Raw genomic sequence first — 21,622 nt, forward strand, 5'->3', positions numbered from 1 at the left:
GCCAAGTTGCTTATTGTAGCACACTGCATACCGCTGGACGAAAGGGTATCTTGCGGCATTAATTGCTAATTTGATAACTGGTCGGGTCATGGCTGGGCTTGGTAGGCTTGTCAGCAAAAAAAGTCTCTTGCACCCGCTGTCTGGCTGCCTGCCAATGCTCAAATTGCTGACAAGTCGCCTCAAGGCTGCCCTGCCACGGAGGGATATTACCCTTCATGCGAGCAAAGCGATTGTGCGGCTTGTCCGCTAGGTTTTTGGCAGCCTCAATGGCAAGTAGCGTACCTGCACGGTTGTTACATACCAATGCCATATCACAGCCTGCATTGATGGCGGCAATCACGCGTGCATCAACATCGCCTGCAATGTGGGCGGCTTTCATGCACAAATCGTCCGAAAATATCACACCGTCAAAGGCAAGTTGCTTGCGAATGATTTGCTCAATCCAAATCTGCGAAAAACCTGCTGGCTTATCATCAACTTGGCGAAAAATCACATGGGCAGGCATCAGAGCATCGAGTTTATCAAGCGTCTTAATAAAGGTCTGAGTGTCCATGCTGATGATTTCATCAAAGCTGCGTTCGTCAATCGCATCAGCGATGTGCGAATCAGGGGCGACAGAGCCATGACCTGGGAAATGCTTGCCTGTGGTCGCCATGCCTGCAGCTTTCATGCCGTCCATAAATCGGCTGGAGAGTGCCACGACAATATCAGGGTTTTGGTGAAAGGCACGATCTTGAATGACTTGGCTGCACCCATCAATGTCCAACACAGGTGCAAAACTAAAATCAACCCCCACCGCCAGCACTTCTGCTGCCATCAGATAGCCGCAGTCATAGGCAACCGACAGTGCATGAGCTGGGTCGGCGTCGTAGAGCTTGCCAAGCCTACCCATTGCAGGCAGTGGCGAGAATCCTTCACGAAAGCGAGCCACGCGTCCGCCTTCTTGATCGACAGCGATAAGCACATTATTGTTGATTGCACGCATTTGGTCGGTCAGTGTGCGTACCTGTGCTGCTGATTCGACATTGCGAGCGAACAAAATCATGCCACCGATTTGTTGGTTTGCCAGCAGGGCTTTGTCGCCATCATCAAGCACAGTGCCAGCAACATCTGCCATAATGATACCTGTTGCCATTTTATTTCCTTTGGATTGAGATGATTGTATATTATGCCATGAATTTGTGCGTGGTTGTGATAAGATTTGTATTTTGGGCGAATAAGCCAGTCTGTAGCCCGAGCCAATGGTGATGGCATCTTAAAAAGCGGTCATTTGCTGTCATTTTTGGCAAATTTATGTGCTTTGTAACCAAGCCTTAGGGTCTTTGGTACAAAAACCATCACTTGTGCAAAAAACTTTCGGCATTTTTGTGTTAATATAGCAACGCTTGATAAATTTAAGATGCCGCTTTGCGGTTTGATAACAACTCAGGAAAGAATTATGCCAAAAATCATCTCAAAACCAATCCCAAAACAGTATGTTGCATCATCACTGGCGGTTGCACTTTCTGCTGCTTTGTTTGCCAGCAGTTTTTCGTCATTGGCACAGGCGGCAGATCGTAAGGTATTTGAGCAAACGCCAGAGCAGCGTCTGACGGCACGCCAAGTGGCGGTTTTGCTTGATAGAGCCCATTATACAGATCAGCGACTCGATAAGCAGATGGGGCAAAAGATTTTGGCAATGTATTTTGACAAACTAGACCCAAATCGCACGCTGTTTTTGCAATCGGATGTTGATGAATTTACCCAAAAATATGCCGATAGTTATGCTGCTATGTTGCTGCGTGGCGACTTGACGGCTGGGATTGAGATTTTTGAGCGGTATCGCACGCGTTCTATGGAATATTACAAAACCGCCACCGACTATCTTGGCACTAAGGTGGATTTGTACACCGATAAGAGCATTGTGCTAGACAGAGAGGATGAACCAAGATTCACCAACAAGCAAGAACAGCTGGCTTATTGGCAAAATCAGACCGCCTTGTCGCTGATTGGCTTGACGCTGTCGCAAGAGGACGACAAAGCAAAAGACCAAGCCTATCTGGACAATCCAGAGTTGGCAAGGGGTCAGGATTTGATCAAGGCGGAACAACGCACACCAACGGAGATTTTGCTAAATCGCCTCAAACGCCAACAAGAACAGTTGGCACGCCTAAAAAATGACGAAATCATGGAAATGGTGCTTGACGCTGCAACCAGTGCCTATGATCCGCACAGCAATTATTATGCCCCTGTGCAAGCACAAGATATGCAGGTGCAGACCAGCTTGCAGCTTGAGGGTATTGGCGTGTCGATTCGACCTGACCGCAAGAATCCAGATTATATTCGCATTGTCAGTTTGGTTGATGGCGGGCCTGCTGCCAAGTCAGGGCAGATTTATGCCAATGATTTAATCATCGGCGTTGCCCAAGCCCAAGGCGAGATGGTTGATACCGTTGGCTATACCACACGAGAGATTGTTGGGCTGATTCGTGGCACGCGTGGCACCGAAGTTACCGTCAAGGTAAAGCAGCCAAACACGCCAGATTCCCAAGCGCGCACAGTAACGCTGACACGAGATGTCATTCGCCAAGATGAGTCAGGCGTGCAGCATCGAGTGATTGAGCTGCCTTATGAGGGTGGGCTTAAGCGTGTGGGCGTGATTGAAATCCCAAGTTTTTATTTGAACTTCAAAGCACGCCGACAAGGCATGGACAGCAGTGAGTATCGCAGCGTTAGCAATGATACCGCAAAAGCACTCAAGGCATTGACCGAGCAAGGCATTGATGGCTTGGTGGTGGACTTGCGTAACAATCCGGGTGGTTCGCTTGATGAAGTGGCAAAAATGCTAGCAATGTTTGTCAAAGAAGGTCCATTGGTGCAGATTCGTGATAATCGTGGCAATGTGCAGGTATTCACCGACAAAGATGGTGGACGGCAGTTGTACGATGGCAATTTGGCGGTACTGATTAATCTGGGTTCGGCATCTGCCAGTGAGATTTTTGCAGCAGCGATTCAAGATTATGGTTTGGGGTTGGTGATTGGCAACACCACCACAGGCAAAGGCTCGGCACAGTCGCAGCGTGATGATATTGCACTTGGTTCAACCACTTTGACACAGCGTAAGTTTTATCGCGTCAATGGCGGCAGCACCCAAAACAAGGGCGTGGTGCCTGACATTGAACTGGTGAATATCTACGAAGGCATTGAGTTTGGCGAACGAGAGTACAAAAACCCATTGCCGTGGGATACCATTGAGCCGACCAACTATACTGCAGCAGGTAAGTATTCGCAGGCGACCATCAGCTCTCTTAGCGAGCAATCCAAAGCACGCCAAAAAACTGACCCGCAATTTGTGTACTTATCAGAGCTAAACGCCATTCGTGCCTTAGATGATGACAAAAAGCCATCAGAAATCAATCTGGACAAACGCCGTGCCAAAATGCAGCAAATAGAGAACCGTACTTTGCTTGCCGAAAATGCCCGCCGTCAAGCGACAGGAGAGCAACCATTTGCCAACTGGACGACTTATCAGGCTCATCTGGAGGCATTGGCGGAAGAGCGAGTGGCGATGAAAGAAAATGAGCGTCCAAAATTGCCCGAAAGTGAGGCCTATGTGCTGGAGGCGGCACGGTTGATGTTTGATGCCAACAAAAATCTGCCGCAGTAATTGAAAAATTTTCTATAAATTTGCTTGACAGGCGGATAAAATTTTGGTTTAATATGCCCACTTTGGCGTGATAGCTCAGTTGGTAGAGCAACGGATTGAAAATCCGTGTGTCGGCAGTTCGATCCTGCCTCTCGCCACCATATCAAGACCCTCAAGGCGACTGCTTTGAGGGTTTTTAATTTGTCTGTTTTTGCCCATCATTGCCGTATGTCAAATTCACCGTTATCCGTGCGGCATGGACGAAGGCAGATTTGGCAATCGGCTGATTAAGAGATAAATCAGTTGGGAGGTGTTTATGCAGGTTTGTGATTTGGGTGTGTCATGGTAAATATAAACTACAAGCCATGAGCTTAATTGACAAAACTTTGTTAATTTTTAAGTTTTTTAAACTATTTAATCTGTAAGTTCAGTTTGTCTTACGATATTTTATCATTAATAACGATAGATTGCTTATTGTTCATTAAAAACAAAACCAAGCGGCGTTTGCGTGTCGCTTGGTTTTGCTGTATTGGGGCGTATTACAAGCCACTGGCGATTAATTGTACACCAACGATCATGAGCAATACCCCAAATGCTCGCTTGAGTGTTTGTGCAGGCAAAATATGAGCCAGTTTTGCACCGACTTTTGCCATAATAAAACTTGCAATGCTGATGCTGACAAATGCACCAATATGCACAAAACCAATCAAGCCGTCAATGCCTGTGGTGGTGCCACCAGCTTGACCAAACCAAATAAAACCCAACGCACCTGCGATGGCAATCGGCAAGCCACAAGCAGCAGAGGTACCGACCGCTTGTTTCATTGCAATGCCGTTATGGCTTAGGTATGGCACGGTTAGGCTGCCACCGCCGATGCCAAAAATCGCCGAAAGCATACCAATGATAATGCCTGCAAAGCCTTGCTGGTAGGGAGCTTGTGGGGTGGCGGTGCTTTTTTCTTGATTGGGGAAAAAGAGCATTTTTATCGCCATAAGTACAGCACCAGCACCCAATACCGCCTGTAGTGCTTCGCCGCTGATGAGTGTTGCCACCCATGCACCGACCAGACTGCCAAGCACCAAGCCCTTAGCCATGTGGCGAAAAATTTCCCAACGAACTCCGCCTCGCTTGTGGTGAGCGGTCATTGAGCTGATGGAGGTTAGAATAATGGTTGCAAGTGCCGTACCGACAGCAATGTGCGGCACGATGTCATTGGGTATGCCATAATACGCCAAAATCCAAATCAACGCAGGCACAATTACCATGCCGCCACCGACACCAAACAAGCCAGCACACAGTCCAGCAATGCTGCCTGCCAGTACAAACCATAGATAAATCATGCTATTTTCCGTTATTTTCTAACATTTGTGGTATTATAACGCAAATTTATCCGAACGATGCAATAACCTTTATGGCAGACAGTGATTTTGATGACTTGTGGCAGCAGATTTGCCAAAACCATCACCATAAGCCTTTGACCGACAGCACCAATACGCAGCTTATTGATGCTGTTGTAGAGGGCAGGGTTGATAATGATAAATTTGTGCTGTTCACCGCAGACAGCCAGAGTGCTGGGCGTGGGCAACATGGACGCAGCTGGCTCAGTGGGCGGGGCAATGTGTTTTTGTCTTTGTATGTGCCGATGCACACTCGCCATGCACGATTTGGGCTGGGGCGTTTGACGGGCTTGTTGTCGCTGCTTGTGGGTTTTTATCTTGCCAACTTGCCAGTGATTGAACAAATCAATCATGAGCGGACAAAAGAGCATTTGCCACTTATTGGCGTAAAGTGGGCAAACGATGTGGGGTTTTATGATGATAATCGGCAGCTGTTTCAGAAGTTGGCTGGTATTTTGATTGAACCTGTTTTTGCCAAACAACCAGTGGCGTTGACAGGCGTGGTGATAGGCATTGGGCTAAATGTTGCCAACAGCCCTGTGATTGCCGATGGCCTGTATCAAGCGGCCAGCATGGCTGATATTTGGCAGTCATCACTTGGCAAGTTGCCACAAGCACATGAGTGGTACCAGCCCATCTGTCATGGCATTTATCAGGCGATCATGCACCACAACCGATTGTGCGATGGCAGTCAAGCGAGGGCGGATTTTGTCCGTCAGTTTAATCGTTGTCATGTGCTGACGAATCGGCAAATTGCCATTTATGTGCGTGATGATATGACAACGGTTCATCAGGCAGGTCGCTGTCTGGGCATTGATGAGCAGGGGGCGTTGTTGATTGATACGACCGATGGCGTGCAAGCGGTATTTGCAGGCATGGTTCAGCTGGCTAAGTGAGGGTGTATGAAGCAAGGTGTATTGTGGTTGGACTTGGGTAATACGAGGCTCAAATATTGGCTGATTGAGCATGATAAAATAATCTTATCAGATGCCAAAGAGCATCTAAAAGCACCCAATGAGCTGCTTTTGGGGTTGCTTGGTAGTTTTGCACAGTTTGACCCTGCATTTATCGGTATTTCGAGCGTCTTGGGAGAGCGGATTAATGAGACGCTTGCCAATACGCTGACAGAGTTCGGCAGGGCGTTTGAATTTGCCAAAGTCAATGACAACCACCCAATGCTAAAAAGCCACTATCACCCCAAGCAACTGGGTGTGGATCGCTGGCTACAAATGCTTGGCGTGGTTGATGCCAATAAGCAGCAGTGTGTGATTGGCTGCGGTACGGCACTGACCATTGATGTGATTGATAAAGGCGTGCATTTGGGCGGTTATATCTTGCCAAATGTCTATATGCAGCGGCACGCATTGTATGCTGGCACACAACAAATCGGCGTGAAAAAAGGGCGATTTGATGAGCTGTCTTTGGGCTTAAGCACTGATGATGCGGTCAATCATGGGGTGCTGTTTGGCGTGGTGTCAGCGGTCAAAAATATTCAGCAGCAGTACCCAGATTATGAAGTTATTCTAACAGGTGGTGGTGCTAATATGTTATCCGTCCATCTTGATGGCGTACAAACTGACGCAGAGCTGCTATTAAAGGGTTTGCAGCGGTATTTTTGTGGCAAATCAAAGCTGTCAAGCCACACCGAGAATGCCTAAATGCCAATCCGATAAGACAGGATAAGCAACATCAGGCAGCAGCTCAATGAACAAAACCAAGACACCGAGCGAAACAGTGATAAATTGGCCGCGTAACTATAAATATAACACAGGCGAAACAGCACAAAACCTGTCGCAAGCATATTGATAATCTCAACAGGCACAAAGGTATACAGGGCGATGATGACGCTTGCCAAAAAAATCGGCAAGCTCTCAAAACTGTTCAGCTGAGCATAATTTAGGCGTGCTGCTGCCCCTGTGGTTTTTGCCAAAAACTCTCTGGGGGATTGATTGTCTTTGGCACGAAAACCGCCCAAAGCCTTGCACAGTATGGTGCAGACATAGGGCAATAAGACAGCGATGATCATCAGCACGATGGTAAGCTTGATGCTTGTTGTGGCAAATAACGAGACAATCATGCGGCAACAATCTGATAATCGTGGGTAATGTTCACACCGCCAGCGGAGAGCATTTGTGAGGCGGAGCAGTATTTTTGGGCAGACAGCTCAATGGCTTTGGCAAGCTGGTTTTCTTTGATGTCTTTGCCAGTTACCACAAAATGCAGGTGAATATCGGTATAAACTGCTGGTATGCCATCGGCACGCACAGCACGCATCTGACAACGCACATCGTGAATCTCTTGGCGAGATTTTTTCATGATGCTGACAACATCATAGCTGGCACAACCACCCAGACCCAACAAAATCAGCTCCATTGGACTGGCACCAGCGGTCTTGTCGCCGTCAATTTCGACACGATGACCAGAAGGCGAAGTGCCTGTAAAATGCACACCATCTTGCCATACGAGTTCTGCGTTTAACTCTGCCATAAGCCACCTTTTATGATAAATTTAGGCTTAATTTTACTTGCTTTGATGGATTTTGGCAAATGATTTGTTGTTTTGTGCTGTGCCTACCACCCAATTGTCATGAGCTGGTTAAAGATATGGGATAATGTTGGTGAAAATTTCGCCGAATGTAATTTTGTTTCAAAAAAACATTACACTTTTGGGCGGTTTTTTGGTTTAATAGGCAGTCAGGAAATGCCGATGATTTTCGGTAAAATTTATTTATAAAAAGAGTTTAGTTATGATTGATGCAGACGGTTTTCGTCCAAATGTCGGCATCATCTTGGTAAATGCACATGGGCAGCTGCTTTGGGCCAAACGCATAGGGCATGACAGTTGGCAATTTCCCCAAGGGGGGATTGGCTATGGCGAAACACCGCTTGAGGCGATGTATCGTGAACTGTACGAAGAGCTTGGGTTGTATCCTGAGCATGTCAAAGTGTTGGCAGTTACACGAGATTGGTTGCGTTATCGCTTGCCCAAACGCTTCGTGCGAGCGGGTCAGGAGCCGTTGTGCATTGGACAAAAACAAAAGTGGTTTTTGTTATACCTTGATGAGGCAGATACCAAGCACATTCGTTTTGATACCAGTATTCCAGAGTTTGATGATTGGCAATGGGTCAGCTACTGGTTTCCATTGACGGCGGTTGTTCCCTTCAAACGCAATGTATATCAGCGGGCATTAAGCGAGCTGATCGAAGCTGTACCAGCTCATCGCCAAGCCGCTGGGCGTTAGTCAAAAAATATAAATGTCAGCAGCTGGCAGGCGTGTCTTGTCGTTGCTGATAATCTAATCATGCACCGCTTGCCAAAATTTGTTAAAATGGCAGCTTTTGTTTGCCCTGTCTGATGGCAGGGTCTGTGTTATCGCTTGGTCTTTGTTGTAGTACAAAGTGCCAGCGGACTTGTTTGGCGTAATTACCATGCGATTAAAATCCCTAAAGCTGGCAGGGTTTAAATCCTTTGCCAACCCAACGACTTTCACTTTCAAGCATGACATCACTGCCATTGTCGGTCCAAATGGCTGTGGCAAATCCAATGTGATTGATGCCATTCGCTGGGTATTGGGCGAAACTTCAGCCAAGCAGCTGCGTGGTGGGGCGATGAGCGATGTGATTTTTGCAGGCGTGGAAGGTCGTGCCGCCAAGAGCCTTGCCAGTGTGGAGCTGGTGTTTGAGCATACCCAAGACGAAAAGCACGGCATTCGCCATGAGCTGAATCTATATCAAGAATTGTCATTGCGTCGCCAAGTAACCAAAGACGGCAAGTCAACTTATTTTATCAACGGTCAGCAAGTGCGGCGGCGTGATGTGGTTGATGTGTTTTTGGGAACAGGCTTGGGTGCTCGCAGCTATGCGGTGATTGAGCAGGGCATGATTGGCCGCATTGTTGATTCTAGCCCCATGCAGCTGCGAGAGTTTATCGAAGAGGGAGCTGGCGTATCTCGCTATCAGGCACGCCGAGTTGATACCGAGAAAAAACTTGCCGAGACGCGTGAGAATTTGCAGCGATTGTCCGATTTGCAAGGTGAGTTAAAAAAGCAACAAAAAACGCTGGCTCGCCAAGCAGAGTCCGCCAAGCAGTACAATCAGCTAAATGACAAATTGCACATTTTGCACCATGAGGATTTGTTGCGGCGATTGTTTGAGGCTTGGCAATATCATGAGCTAAAAAAGGGCGAACAGGGCAAATCGGCGGAAGTTTTGGCAGCTCTTGAGGCACAAGTTGGCCAAGTACGCAAACGGCTCGATGAGCATTCTGCACGCGTCCTAGAAGCCCAGTGGCTAAAAGACGATGCACGAGACAAATATCATAACGCCCAAATGGCTGAACAAACCGCTCAGCATAATTTTTTGACGGTTAATAACAGCATTGCCCAAAATGATGAAAAAATCGCCCGCCTAAAGAACACGCACGCCGAAGCGATGGCAAATATTGAGCATGCAAAAAGTGAGCTTGAGCAATTAACACAGCAATTGGACGAATTGTTGCCACAGGCACAGCAGGCACAGCGTGAGCTTGAGCTTGCCAAAGATACCCAAAATGATGCCCAAAACGCTTGGCAGACACAGCGTGATGAGCTAAATGCTCTTATGCAACAAAAAAACGCACTGCAAACCGAGCAAAAGTTGCTACAGACACAGGTGGCACGAGTACAGGAGAGTCTTGAGAAATCTCGGCACCGTGAAGAGCAGCTTGCGACAGCGTTACAAAACCTTGCCAATACCGACACGGAAGCCTCTGAACTAAAAAAACAGCAAGCGGTAGCACAGTCGCTTAGGCAGCGGCTTGATGGTTTTGGCGATGAGCAAGAATTAAAAGCTGGCGTGGATAAATTGCAGCAGCTTGTCAATCAACACCAAGCAGCCACCACCGCCCAAGATAAGCAGCACGCCAGTTTGATGGGTGAGTATGAGATTTTGCACAAACTTGTACATACGCCAGCACCAAAAGCCAAGCAAGATACGGCGGTTAATGCTGACATGGTGCAAGAATTGGAGAGCTTGCCAGTTCTACAAACAGCTTTGTCATTGACGGCAAAGGGCAGAGATTTGGCTGGAGTGCTGGATAAATTTTTGGGTTTTTGGCTGGGGGCGAGACTTGCCGATAACCCTTCTGTTGCCATTTGCCAAAACGATGCCCAAAGTGTGAAACTGATACTAAAATCAGGCAAAAAAAGCGACAAAGGCGTGATTGCTTCGGCATTGTATGCCAGTGATTTGCTGGCAAAATTACCACAATCTGTCAGCAGTCATCTTGTCAGACTCGATGAGCTGATTGCAACGCCGACGCTTGAGATATTCACCCGCTGCTATTTATACCTTGGCGATACGCTGCCTGATGAGCTTGATTGTACGGCACTGGTTGGGGTGATGATTTTGACCAAGACAGGCTGGTTGCTTGGCAGTTTTGGCATGATGCACATCAGTAAACTTGGTGATGAAAGTGGTGAGTTTTTGGTGCAGCGAAACAAGCATTTGCAGCGGCTTGCTGAACTGGACGATGAGCTAAATGCACTCGAAGAAGTACTTGGCAAGGAACAAAAACTGCTCAAGCAGACAAGTGGCCAGCTACAAACGGCAAAGGTTGAGCTCGAAGAGCTGCTCGCCCAAAAAAACGCAGCCACAGTACAGCTGCATCATGCCGAGAAGATGATTGCTACTTTGACGGCAAAGATTGATAATGAGCAAATCCGCCGTGAGAGCTTGTTGGCTCAGCATGAGCAGCTGACCGAAGAAAAAAAGGCATTATCGCTAGAGCTGCAGCAACTACAGGCACAGCAGCAACAGTGCCAAGAAAAGTTGGCTGAATTTGCTCCGCTTATCACACTTGCCAATCAGAGCATGAGTGTGCAGACGCTGCGTATCGATGAGGTCAATGCACTGCTAAAACAACGCAGCGAAACGCATAATCAGTTGCAGCTACAAATCAACACGCTTAGTCAAAATAAGACGCACGCCGAACGCTTGCTTGAGATGGCAAAGACAAGCCTTGCAAAGACGCAGGCTGATAGTGAGGCGACCAAACGCAGTCAAGATGAGCTGCATGACAAATTGCCAGAGCTTTTGGCGACATTCAAGCAAGCACAGGCGACAAGCCATGAGCTAAAAGTGGCAAGCGATGAGTACGAAGCTGCCACTAAGGTTTTGCAGCTTGGGCAGGCAAAATTGCAAGAAGAGCTGACCGATTGCCACAACCAATTTACCGCCGCCCAAACAGCCGCCGCTCAAGTCAGTGCTGATACTGCGGTTGGTGAGAGTCGCCTACAAGATTTGGCCGATGAGCTGACCCGCTTTGATGAGGCGTTTAACTTGCCTGCAATGTTGGCGGATTTTCGTGCCAATCCCAACAGGCAATTTGTGGATAATTTTGCCGAGCGTGAGCGGTTAAAAGAGCAGATTGCCAAACTTGGGGCGGTAAACCTTGCCGCCGCCGCTGAGCTTGCCGAGCTTGAGGCGAGAGTATCGCCAATGGACGAGCAAATTGCTGACATTACAAAGAGCATGACAAAGCTTGAAGATGCCATTCGCACCATTGACGAGAAAACAAAATCGCTATTTTTGGGTGCATTGTCTGCGGTCAATGAGCAGCTTAATGCCTTATTTTCCAAAGTTTTTGGTGGCGGTCAGGCAAGTTTGAGCTTGATGGAAGATGACAGCTTGCCAAAAGCAGACAAGTGGCGAGCAGGTTTGGTCTTGATGGCACAGCCCAAGGGCAAGAAAAACTCTCGGCTTGCAGTGCTATCGGGCGGCGAAAAAACACTGACGGCACTTAGTTTGATTTTTGCGATTTTCAAGCAGCACCCTGCACCGTTTTGTGTGCTTGATGAAGTGGACGCACCGCTTGATGATGCCAATGTGGCACGATTTACAGGGCTGATTCGTGAGCTGGCTTGTGATGTGCAGTTTATTTTTATTAGCCACAATAAACTTGCCATGCAGATTGCCGATGAACTAAAAGGCATCACCATGCCGACAGCTGGCATTTCAAGTTTGGTTACGGTTGATTTGCAGGAGGCCGAAAAATACCTTGAACCAGCAGTGTAGGCTTGTGGCGTTGGCTGTTTGATTGCTTGTCATTGCCAAAAATTTTTGCTATAATAATGCGTCCATTTTTTATGGGCGTATTTTTTATTAACACTACACACACGAGAATCTTTGAAATATCAGGGTGTTTGTCGGTTTGATTAATTCATTAGCACTATAATGAATGCGTGCTGGCAGATTTGATATTTTGTTTTCGTGGAGGCGTAACCCAACTTTTAGGATTTTTTATGTCAGACAAAAACCCAACCCAAATCTCAATGCGTGATTTGCTAGAAGCAGGTGCTCACTTTGGCCACCAAACTCGTTTTTGGAACCCAAAAATGAGCCAATACATCTTTGGTGCTCGCAACCGCATTCACATCATCAACCTTGAGCATACTGTGAAGCAGTTCAATGAGGCTTTGACCTTTGCAAATAAGCAAGCAGCTGCTCGCAACAAAATTTTGTTTGTTGGTACTAAGCGTGCTGCCAGTGCTGTTATTCGTGAGCAGGCACAACGAGCCGGTATGCCTTATGTAGATCATCGCTGGTTGGGTGGTATGCTAACCAACTGGAAGACTCTGCGTCAGTCAATCACTCGCCTAAAAGAGCTAGAAAAGCAAGCCGAAGACGGCACTTTTGCCAAGCTAACTAAGCGTGAAGCACTAGAGCGTACTCGCCAAATGGAAAAGCTAGAGCGTGCCTTGGGCGGTATCAAAGACATGGGCGGCTTGCCAGATGCGTTGTTCGTGGTTGATGTTGATCACGAAGCCATCGCCATCAAAGAGGCAAAAAACCTTGGTATCCCAGTCATCGGTATCGTAGACACCAACTCAAACCCAGACAATGTTGATTATGTTATCGCTGCCAATGATGACGCAATCCGTGCCGTTAGCTTGTATGTAACTGCAATGGCTGATGCGATTATCGCTGGTAAAGAGTATGCCAAAACTCAAGGCGGTGCTGATGCAGCCGATGCTGATAAGCAAGCAAGCCGTGATAATGCAACTGCACCAGTTGAAGACAAAATCGACCAAGCTGGTCAAGTGGTTAATAACTACTAATCACTCAAGCGGCCGAATGCCAAGCGTTCGGCCATCGCTGAATTTAAGTTTTTAAGGTAAACTACATGACTCAAGTTTCTGCAAAGCTGGTAAAAGAGCTAAGAGACCGTACTGGTCTTGGTATGATGGAGTGCAAAAAAGCACTAGAAGAAGCAAATGGCGATATCGAGCTTGCCATTGACAATCTGCGTAAATCAGGTCAAGCAAAAGCTGCCAAAAAAGCAGGTAATATCGCCGCTGATGGTGCGATTATCATCGCCCAGACTGCTGGCAAGGCACTGCTATTGGAAGTAAACTGCCAAACTGACTTTGTGGCAAAAGATGACAACTTCACTGCATTTGCCAACCAAGTTGCCGAGCTTGCTTTGGCAAACAACACAACCGATGTTGCTGCAATTTCTGCATTGCCATATGGCGACGGTGCAACCGTTGAAGAGGCTCGCGTAGCACTGGTGCAAAAAATTGGTGAAAACATTCAAGTACGCCGTGCCGAAATCATCGAAGGTGCTAATTTGGCTGCCTATCGCCACGGTCTACGCATTGGCGTGGTGGTGTCTTATGAAGGCGGTTCAGAAGAAGTTGGTAAGGCTGTTGCGATGCAAGTGGCGGCATTTAACCCATTGGCGGTGAACGAAGCCGATGTACCAGCAGACATTTTGGCTCGCGAAAAAGACATCATTGAAGCCAAAGCCAAAGAATCTGGCAAGCCAGAGGCAGTGGTAGAGAAGATGATCACTGGCGGTATCCAAAAATACCTAAACGAAGTAACTTTGGTAAACCAACCATATGTCATGGACAATGACAAAAAAGTTGGCGATGTACTAAAATCAGAAGGTGCAACCGTTGTTAGCTTCAAACGCCTAGAAGTGGGCGAAGGTATCGAGAAAAAGCAAGAAGACTTCGCTGCCGAAGTTGCTGCTGCTCAAGCGGCTGCAAAAGCCTAAGTTTTGCAATCTTTGCAAAAAGCCCAGTATTTTGCTGGGCTTTTTTATCAGCTTAATGATGGGATTGTGATTGACCTTTGAATTAAGTCTATGATTTTATTGAATTTATTATAAATTTTATTTAGGAATGATATCATAAACATTCACACCATTTTGGGCAATGATGCCGTCCGTCCTTCTTTGGCGGATTGCCAATTGTCGCGGTTGTGTTTATTTGTATTTATCCTGTTGATTTCATTGTAAAAGCGTGGCATACAGAGTACAATAGTCATCAGTTTATAAAAATCCCGCAGGCATTGCCGTGGGGTTGTTGTCAAGCTAAGGAATATTATGTCAGCATTTAGCCCTCAGCAGTTTATTGAAGCTGCACTAAAGAATAATGTATTGCGTTTTGGGGAATTTACCCTAAAATCAGGTCGAATCAGCCCATATTTTTTTAATGCAGGATTATTGGCGACGGGCGAGTTGTTGAGTTTATTGGCAAAAGGTTATGCCGAGACTTTGGCAAAAAACGCCACAGATGATTTGGTGATTTTTGGGGCGGCGTACAAGGGCATACCGTTTGTGGCGGCGACCGCACAGCAGCTATGGCAAGCTCATGGCATCAACGCCGAATGGGGCTATAATCGCAAAGAAGCCAAAGATCACGGCGAAGGCGGCGTGTTGGTTGGTGCAGACTTGGCTGGCAAGTCGGTTTGGGTAATAGACGATGTCATGACCGCAGGGACGGCAATGCGTGAAGTGGTGGCATTGCTTGACAATGCAGGAGCAAAAGTTGCAGGCGTGGTTGTTGCTCTTGATCGCAAAGAAAAAGGTCAGGGTGAGCAATCCGCCATTGCCGAGCTTGCCCAATCATTACAAGTGCCTGTGCTGGCATTGGTTACGATGGACGATATTATTGAGTATGTTGCCAATCAAGGCACGCCACAACAGCTTGCACAGATGATTGATTATCGCAACCAGTATGGCTGTGATTAAGACAAATGAGGGCAAGATGAAACAGCTAAATTTCCTAATCGTGATGGACGATATTGCAACCATTAATTATCACAAAGATTCAACGCTTGCGATGATGTGGGCAATTGCCAAGCGGGGGCATCAATTAAGCTATTGTCAGATTCAGGATTTGTGGCTTGATGAGGGTAGGTTGCAGGTTGATGCACAGGCATTGAGCGTTTATCAAGACCCTGAGCATTTTTATGAATTGGGCGATATAACAAGCGTGCCATCTTCGCAATTTGATGTGATTTTGATGCGTAAAGATCCGCCGTTTGACATGAAATTTTTGTACGCATTGCATTTGCTTGACTATGCCAAGCGAGAAGGTGTCTGGGTGGTGAACGACCCACAAAGCGTCAAAGATTGCAATGAAAAGCTATTCGCTACACAATTTAGCCATCTGATGTCGCCAACCATCGTTAGCAATAAGCAATCGCATATCCGCAGCTTTATCGCCAAGCATAAAGATGTGATTGTCAAGCCGCTTGATGGTATGGGTGGTATGGGTATTTTTCGGCTGACTGATACAGGGCATAATATCGGTGCAACGCTTGAGATGCTGACCGAGCTTGGCAGTTTGCCCGTCATGGCACAAAAGTACATTCCTGCCATCAAGGAGGGTGATAAGCGGGTGTTGATAGTTGGTGGCAAGCCTGTGGATTATTGCTTGGCACGCATTCCAAGCGAGGGCGAGACGCGTGGTAATTTGGCGGCAGGTGGTCGTGGCGTGGCAATGCCGTTGTCGCAAGCGGAGCGAGCTGTTGCCGAAGCCGTTGCACCGATTTTGTTAGAAAAAGGCTTGTATTTTGTTGGCTTGGATATCATTGGTGGTTTGATTACCGAGATTAATGTAACCAGTCCAACTTGCATCAGGCAGATTGATGAGCAATGTGGCACGGATATTGCAACCGATTTTATTGCGTTTATTGAGCATAATATTGATAAGTATTGCACAAGATAAATTTTAGTTAATTTAATTGATAATGACTGATAATCGATCAGTAAACATAGTGATTGATAAGTAGCAATCAGTAAGTGTCAATATGAATATTTGCTTGATTTATTGATATTTTAATAACAAAAGCAACTGGTGAAATTGTAAAGATTAATTAAACAACGGATATAACGATGATAAAACAACTTAATGTACTGATGATGGCGGCAGGCACGGGTGGTCATGTATTTCCTGCCTTAGCAGTGGCTGATGAATTGGCACGCCGTGGTGCAAATATTCATTGGCTTGGCACACCAACAGGCATGGAAAATGACTTGGTCGCAAAGCATGGGTACCAGATGCATACCATCGCCATGCAGGGCTTGCGTGGTAAGGGTTTGGCACGCATGGTAAAATTGCCATTTATGCTATTTAAATCCGTGCTGGCGGTGCGGCATATTTTACAAAGTCAGAATATTGATGTGGTGGTTGGCTTTGGTGGTTATGTAACAGCACCGGGCGGGCTGGCTGCAAAATTATGCAAATTGCCACTGGTGATTCATGAACAAAACGCCATCGCTGGCATGAGTAACAAGAACTTGGCTCGTCATGCCGATGTGATTTTGCAGGCATTTGCAGGGGCATTTGCCCAAGATAGCCAAAAGCTGCTGACGGTCGGCAACCCTGTACGCCGAGCCATTAGCAATATCGCCGATCCAAGTGTGCGGTATGCTGAGGATAATTCACCGCTAAAACTGCTGGTGGTTGGTGGCTCATTGGGAGCGATGGCAATCAATCAGGCGGTGGTTGAGATGTTGCAGTCAATCAATCGTCCGTTGTCGGTACAGCATCAGTGCGGCAAAGACAATCACGAGCAGATGCTGGTGGCTTATTCGCAGGCAGGCATTGACACCACTAAGCATATCATCGAGCTAAAGCCGTTTATTGATGACATGGCGGCAGCGTATGCATGGGCGGATATTATCGTATGCCGTGCTGGGGCTTTGACTGTTAGCGAAATCAGTAATGCAGGCGTGGCGGCGATTTTTGTGCCATTACCACACGCAGTTGATGACCATCAAACCGCCAATGCCAAAGTACTGGTTGAGGCTGGGGCGGCAATTTTGATACCACAAACCGAACTTGACGGCAAATCGTTGGCAGAGGTGCTTGATGGCTTGGATCGTAATCAGTGCAAGCAAATGGCAAGCATTGCTCGCGCGCAGGCTTGTGTTGATGCCGATGTGGTCGTTGCCGATATTATCGAGAAAACTGTGCAATAAAATCGCCATCGGTGCAACAAGTATCAGATGACAACAACTATGTGAAACGGCGACCCAATTTTAAATTGATTATCAAGGAAATTTGCCATGCCAAGCAAGCAATCATTACCCAAACGCTTAATTGAAATCCCAGAAATGCGACGCATTCAGACCATTCATTTTGTTGGCATTGGCGGTGCTGGTATGTGTGGCATTGCCGAAGTGCTACTGAATCAGGGTTATACCATCTCTGGCTCGGATATTAAACAAAGCACCGTTACGGCACGGCTACAGAGTTTGGGCGTGCAGATATTCATTGGGCATGACAGCAAAAACATTGCCAATGCTGATGTTGTGGTGGTGTCAAGTGCCATTGACAAGAGCAATCCTGAGATTGTTGCTGCCCTGAGCGGTCATATCCCTGTGGTTCGCCGCGCTGATATGCTCGGTGAGCTGATGCGTTATCGGCATGGCATTGCGGTGGCAGGTGCACACGGCAAGACGACAACCACAAGTTTATTGACGATGATGCTAACCGAAGCAGGGCTAGATCCAACCTATGTGATTGGCGGCAAATTAAACGCCTCTGGCAAAAATGCCTCGCTTGGAGGCAGTCGCTATCTGGTGGCGGAAGCAGATGAGTCTGATGCGTCATTTTTAAGTTTGCGACCGATGGCAACCATTGTAACCAATATTGACGAAGATCACATGGATACCTATGAGGGCAGTTTTGAGAAATTAAAAGCTGCTTATATCCAGTTTTTGCACAATATGCCGTTTTATGGTTTGGCGGCAATTTGTGGTGATGATGAAGTGCTGCTGGGTATGCTTGATGATATTGCCCGCCCTGTGCTTACCTTTGGGCTTAAGCCACATAATGATGTGCAGGCGGTGGATTTGCGTGTTGAAGGGGCAAAAACACATTTTACCGTACTGCGTAAAGACTGCAAGCCGTTGCCTATGGTGCTAAATGTGCCGGGCGAGCATAATGTATATAATGCGTTGGCAGCCATCACGATGGCGACAGATGAAGGAGTGAGCGATGAGGCAATCTGTCGTGCTGTTGAGAAATTTGCAGGCGTGGGGCGGCGTTTTGAGCATAATGGCAGCTATGCGTTGGGCGATGGCGATGTGCTATTGATAGATGATTATGGTCATCACCCAACAGAGGTTGCTGCCACCATCAAGGCTGCTCGCCAAAGCTATCCTGATCGCCGCCTAGTGGTGATGTTCCAGCCGCATCGTTATAGCCGCACCAGAGATTGTTTTAATGATTTTGTGGCAACGCTCTCGCAAGTGGACAAGCTGATCTTGCTTGATGTTTATGGTGCTGGCGAAGAGCCGATTAAGGGTGCGACCAGTGATGATTTGGCACGCTCATTGCGTGAACGAGGACAGGTTGAGCCAATTGTGCTAAATGTTAATGACAAGGAGCAGATCAGTCAGGTGCTAAAAGCCGCCCTAAAACCAAACGATTTGCTCATCACCCAAGGGGCGGGCAATGTGGGGCAATTGTGCCAAGAGCTAAAAGAACATGGCTTGTATTTATCAGAGCGTGATTGATAAGCTGCACTGATTAAAAAGTAATTAAAAAATAACAAATATGTGGAGAATATCATGATTGATGTAACCAAATTTGGTAAAGTTGCCGTTGTTTGTGGTGGCTTTAGCACAGAGCGTGAAGTATCGCTAAACAGTGGTAAAGCCGTGCTAAATGCTTTGCTCTCAAAAGGCGTGGATGCACACCAGTTTGACCCAAAACAAACCGATATTTCTAAGCTGCGTGAATTTGACCGTGTGTTTAATGTATTACATGGCACTTTTGGCGAAGACGGTGGTTTGCAGGGCGTGCTTGATGGGTTTAATATCCCTTACACAGGCAGCGGCGTGCTGGCATCGGCGATTGCGATGGATAAATTTCGTTGTCGTTTGATTTGGCAGGGGTTTAATTTGCCCAATGTGCCTTATGTTGTCTTGCATGATGACAGCGATTTTGCTGCGGTGGAGCAGCAGTTTGGTCTGCCACTATTTGTCAAGCCTGCCGCCGAAGGCTCAAGCGTTGGCGTAACCATGGTTGAAAATGCAGGCGATTTGGCAAAAATTTACCCAACGCTTAAGCAGTATCATGGTGCAATTTTGGCCGAAAAAGCCATCACAGGTGGCGAGTACGCCTGTGCTTTGGTTGGTGGCGAGACATTGCCAAGCATTCGCATTATCCCAACGGGCAAGTTTTATGACTATGAGGCCAAATATTTGCGTGATGATACGACTTATCAATGTCCGTCTGATTTGACGAGTGAACAAGAGCGTGAAATGGGCGAGCTTGCCAAAAAAGCCTTTGATGCTCTGGGTGGGCGTGGCTGGGCAAGGGTTGATTTTTTAAAGAGTGATGACGGCACGCTGTATTTGCTTGAGATTAACACAGTTCCCGGCATGACCGATCATAGCCTTGTGCCAATGGCAGCTCAGGCTCGCGGTGTTGGCCTTGCTGATTTGTGCGTACAAATCTTGGCACAGACGCTGACGGCATAATTTTGGCATCTGTATCGCCACAATCATCAGCCATGATTTCGCTAAGCAATCGCTTGGCAAGTCATGGCATTTTGTTAATTATTAATAAAAAACGCATTAAAAATATCAACTTTCGCATAAAAGCGGGGCAGTTTGTGGTCAGTACGCCCATTCATATTTCGCAAGCATTGCTGGCACAAGCCATTGAGCAGCGAATAGATTGGGCAATACAAGGTCATGAGCGGATTTTGGCACGGGGGCGGCAGCCGACTTGTCTATGGGGCGAGCCGTTTGATGCACGAGCTTGGCTTGCCATGCAGCAGGATAACTTGCACACACGCAGTTATCGGCGATTGCAAGCCATGCCTGATGATGAGCTGATTGCTTGGATTTATCGGCAACAAGTCGCCCAAAAATTGCCAGAGCTGTTGCAAAAGTGGCAACCCAAAGTTGGCAAATTTGCAAGCACGGTCAGCATTAAAGCCATGAAAAGCCGCTGGGGAAGCTGCAACACACGCACCGCCCAAATCACCATCAATAGCCGTCTTGCTGCTTATCCTGCCGAGTGCCTAAGTTATGTGTTGGTGCATGAATTGTGCCATTTGTATCATGCCAATCACAGTGCAGAGTTTTGGGCGTGCGTTGCATCTTTTATGCCAGAATATCGCCTGTGGCATGATAGATTAAAAGGTTAGCACCGCCATGTCATTGTCATGCCGTATGGGTGGGCGATGTGCTGGCTGTTTGCTGTTCGCCTTGTGCCAATGCCTGACCAAAAATTTCACTCAATAGGCGTACATCATTGACACGAGCATAATTGAGCCGTGTAATAAATGCCAACCGCCGATGCGGACCAGCTTCTGCTAATGGTAGGGCGTGTACTGATTTGGTGGTACTAATTTGATCCAAAGCCATTTTTGGCACCAAGGTTGTTCCCATACCTGCCAAGCTCATCTGAATCAGTGTATTTAGGCTGGCATCAGAAAAACTTGAGTGGATTTCACTCTTGCTCAAGGCACAGACAGACAGCACATGATCGGTTAAGCAATGCCCTTCGCCAAGCAGTAATAAATTGGTTTTGGACAAATCATCACTGCTGATTTTGTCAGCATGAATTGGCGTGTCGCCATTTGGCAAGATGGCAAAAAAATTCTCCGCCCAGAACTCAAAAGCGTGCAAACCGTCCAGTGGATAGGGCAGGGCGATGATGGCGGTATCAATATGCCCATAACGCACCTGATCGATGAGTCGCTCGGTTTGTTTTTCGATGACAGACAGCTCAAAATGCGGCTGGCTGGATTTTAGCACGGGCAGTACTTTTGGCAACAGATAAGGTGCAACCGTTGGGATAATGCCAATGGTCATCGGGTAGGCAAGCGGTGTCTGGTGGCTATGAGCACGAGTCATCAAATCGCTGACCTCGCTTTTGATGCGTTGGGCACGCTCAAGCAGCTCTTCACCGATGGGCGTGATGAGTACTTGTTTGTTGTTTCTTTCGAAAATTTGGGTGTCTAGCTGCTTTTCAAGCTCAGTAATACCAAGGCTTAGAGCCGATTGCGAGATGTTGCATTCTTCGGCAGCACGCTTAAAATGCCGATGTTTGGCAACTGCCAAAGCAAATTCCAATTGACGCAGTGTAATCATAGTTTTCCTTTTTAAATTGTAAAATAACAGCGGTTGTGATTGCCAACGCATTTTGGCGTGGTGATGTTTGATAAATTGCACCACTATTGTACCGAAGTTTTATAAAATAAAACAGCATCTTTGAAAGTTTTAACTGTATAAATTGACAATTTTTGGTATGATAATTAACGAAGCCAGAGCAAATACTGCATTTGATTTGGTGAGAATTAAT

At 47.0% G+C, this 21,622-nt stretch carries 18 protein-coding genes and 1 tRNA gene; 14 read left to right on the plus strand and 5 right to left on the minus strand.

Going from position 1 to position 21,622, the window contains the following annotated elements:
* Positions 1-58: 58 nt before the first annotated feature.
* A complete protein-coding gene (gene nagZ, locus EL162_RS04040; protein ID WP_126330261.1) occupies positions 59-1,135 on the minus strand; it encodes a beta-N-acetylhexosaminidase in 1,077 nt (358 codons plus the stop codon).
* 303 nt (positions 1,136-1,438) lie between these two features.
* Here nagZ and EL162_RS04045 point away from each other — a divergent pair, with 303 nt between their 5' ends.
* Together EL162_RS04045 and EL162_RS04050 are read left to right on the plus strand one after the other, a co-directional pair.
* Positions 1,439-3,646 carry a carboxy terminal-processing peptidase gene (locus EL162_RS04045; RefSeq protein ID WP_375537706.1) on the plus strand — a complete coding sequence of 736 codons (2,208 nt, stop codon included), beginning with the start codon at positions 1,439-1,441 and terminating at the stop codon, positions 3,644-3,646.
* Between the two features lie 64 nt (positions 3,647-3,710).
* Positions 3,711-3,786, plus strand: a tRNA-Phe gene (locus tag EL162_RS04050).
* A gap of 378 nt (positions 3,787-4,164) precedes the next feature.
* Here the strand turns inward: EL162_RS04050 and EL162_RS04055 are convergent.
* On the minus strand, positions 4,165-4,965 hold the full coding sequence (locus EL162_RS04055; RefSeq protein ID WP_126330263.1) for a sulfite exporter TauE/SafE family protein: 801 nt from the start codon (positions 4,963-4,965) through the stop codon (positions 4,165-4,167).
* A gap of 71 nt (positions 4,966-5,036) precedes the next feature.
* Here EL162_RS04055 and EL162_RS04060 point away from each other — a divergent pair, with 71 nt between their 5' ends.
* Entirely contained in the window at positions 5,037-5,918 is an 882-nt protein-coding gene (locus EL162_RS04060) for a biotin--[acetyl-CoA-carboxylase] ligase (RefSeq protein ID WP_126330265.1), read from the plus strand.
* A 6-nt stretch (positions 5,919-5,924) separates the two neighbouring features.
* Positions 5,925-6,680, plus strand: coding sequence for a pantothenate kinase (locus tag EL162_RS04065; protein WP_126330267.1), 756 nt, complete (start codon positions 5,925-5,927; stop codon positions 6,678-6,680).
* On the opposite strand, the gene EL162_RS04070 is transcribed toward EL162_RS04065, so the two are convergent.
* Together EL162_RS04070 and EL162_RS04075 are read right to left on the minus strand one after the other, a co-directional pair.
* Complete coding sequence (locus tag EL162_RS04070; RefSeq protein WP_076554759.1) at positions 6,677-7,099, minus strand: MAPEG family protein; 423 nt, start codon at positions 7,097-7,099, stop codon at positions 6,677-6,679. The genes EL162_RS04065 and EL162_RS04070 overlap by 4 nt on opposite strands.
* A complete protein-coding gene (locus EL162_RS04075; RefSeq protein WP_076554758.1) occupies positions 7,096-7,509 on the minus strand; it encodes an OsmC family protein in 414 nt (137 codons plus the stop codon). The genes EL162_RS04070 and EL162_RS04075 overlap by 4 nt, the downstream gene beginning before the upstream one ends.
* Positions 7,510-7,768: 259 nt before the next feature.
* Between EL162_RS04075 and EL162_RS04080 the strand changes: the two genes are divergently transcribed.
* From EL162_RS04080 to EL162_RS04125, 10 genes are all read left to right on the plus strand, one after another.
* A complete protein-coding gene (locus EL162_RS04080; protein WP_126330269.1) occupies positions 7,769-8,263 on the plus strand; it encodes an RNA pyrophosphohydrolase in 495 nt (164 codons plus the stop codon).
* Positions 8,264-8,450: 187 nt separating this feature from the next.
* Positions 8,451-12,074, plus strand: a complete 3,624-nt coding sequence (gene smc, locus EL162_RS04085; RefSeq protein WP_126330274.1) for a chromosome segregation protein SMC — start codon at positions 8,451-8,453, stop codon at positions 12,072-12,074.
* Between the two features lie 227 nt (positions 12,075-12,301).
* Positions 12,302-13,117 (plus strand): 30S ribosomal protein S2, encoded by an 816-nt coding sequence (gene rpsB / locus EL162_RS04090; RefSeq protein WP_126330276.1) that lies wholly within the window; start codon positions 12,302-12,304, stop codon positions 13,115-13,117.
* A gap of 65 nt (positions 13,118-13,182) precedes the next feature.
* A complete protein-coding gene (gene tsf / locus EL162_RS04095) occupies positions 13,183-14,061 on the plus strand; it encodes a translation elongation factor Ts (protein ID WP_076554754.1) in 879 nt (292 codons plus the stop codon).
* Positions 14,062-14,391: 330 nt separating this feature from the next.
* Complete coding sequence (gene pyrE / locus EL162_RS04100) at positions 14,392-15,039, plus strand: orotate phosphoribosyltransferase (protein ID WP_076554753.1); 648 nt, start codon at positions 14,392-14,394, stop codon at positions 15,037-15,039.
* Between the two features lie 16 nt (positions 15,040-15,055).
* Positions 15,056-16,021, plus strand: a complete 966-nt coding sequence (gene gshB, locus EL162_RS04105; protein WP_126330278.1) for a glutathione synthase — start codon at positions 15,056-15,058, stop codon at positions 16,019-16,021.
* A 167-nt stretch (positions 16,022-16,188) separates the two neighbouring features.
* A complete protein-coding gene (gene murG, locus EL162_RS04110; protein WP_126330280.1) occupies positions 16,189-17,277 on the plus strand; it encodes an undecaprenyldiphospho-muramoylpentapeptide beta-N-acetylglucosaminyltransferase in 1,089 nt (362 codons plus the stop codon).
* A gap of 87 nt (positions 17,278-17,364) precedes the next feature.
* A complete protein-coding gene (gene murC, locus EL162_RS04115; RefSeq protein WP_126330282.1) occupies positions 17,365-18,819 on the plus strand; it encodes a UDP-N-acetylmuramate--L-alanine ligase in 1,455 nt (484 codons plus the stop codon).
* 54 nt (positions 18,820-18,873) lie between these two features.
* Positions 18,874-19,788: a D-alanine--D-alanine ligase gene (locus EL162_RS04120; protein WP_126330284.1), complete on the plus strand. Its 915-nt coding sequence runs from the start codon at positions 18,874-18,876 to the stop codon at positions 19,786-19,788.
* The gene (locus tag EL162_RS04125; protein ID WP_126330286.1) at positions 19,752-20,462 is read left to right on the plus strand and encodes a M48 family metallopeptidase; all 711 of its coding nucleotides are present in this window, start codon (positions 19,752-19,754) and stop codon (positions 20,460-20,462) included. The genes EL162_RS04120 and EL162_RS04125 overlap by 37 nt, the downstream gene beginning before the upstream one ends.
* 16 nt (positions 20,463-20,478) lie before the next feature.
* Here the strand turns inward: EL162_RS04125 and EL162_RS04130 are convergent, their stop codons facing one another.
* Positions 20,479-21,411 (minus strand): hydrogen peroxide-inducible genes activator, encoded by a 933-nt coding sequence (locus EL162_RS04130; protein ID WP_076554749.1) that lies wholly within the window; start codon positions 21,409-21,411, stop codon positions 20,479-20,481.
* Positions 21,412-21,622: the final 211 nt, after the last annotated feature.

Source organism: Moraxella cuniculi, from assembly GCF_900637105.1.
GTDB lineage: Bacteria > Pseudomonadota > Gammaproteobacteria > Pseudomonadales > Moraxellaceae > Moraxella > Moraxella cuniculi.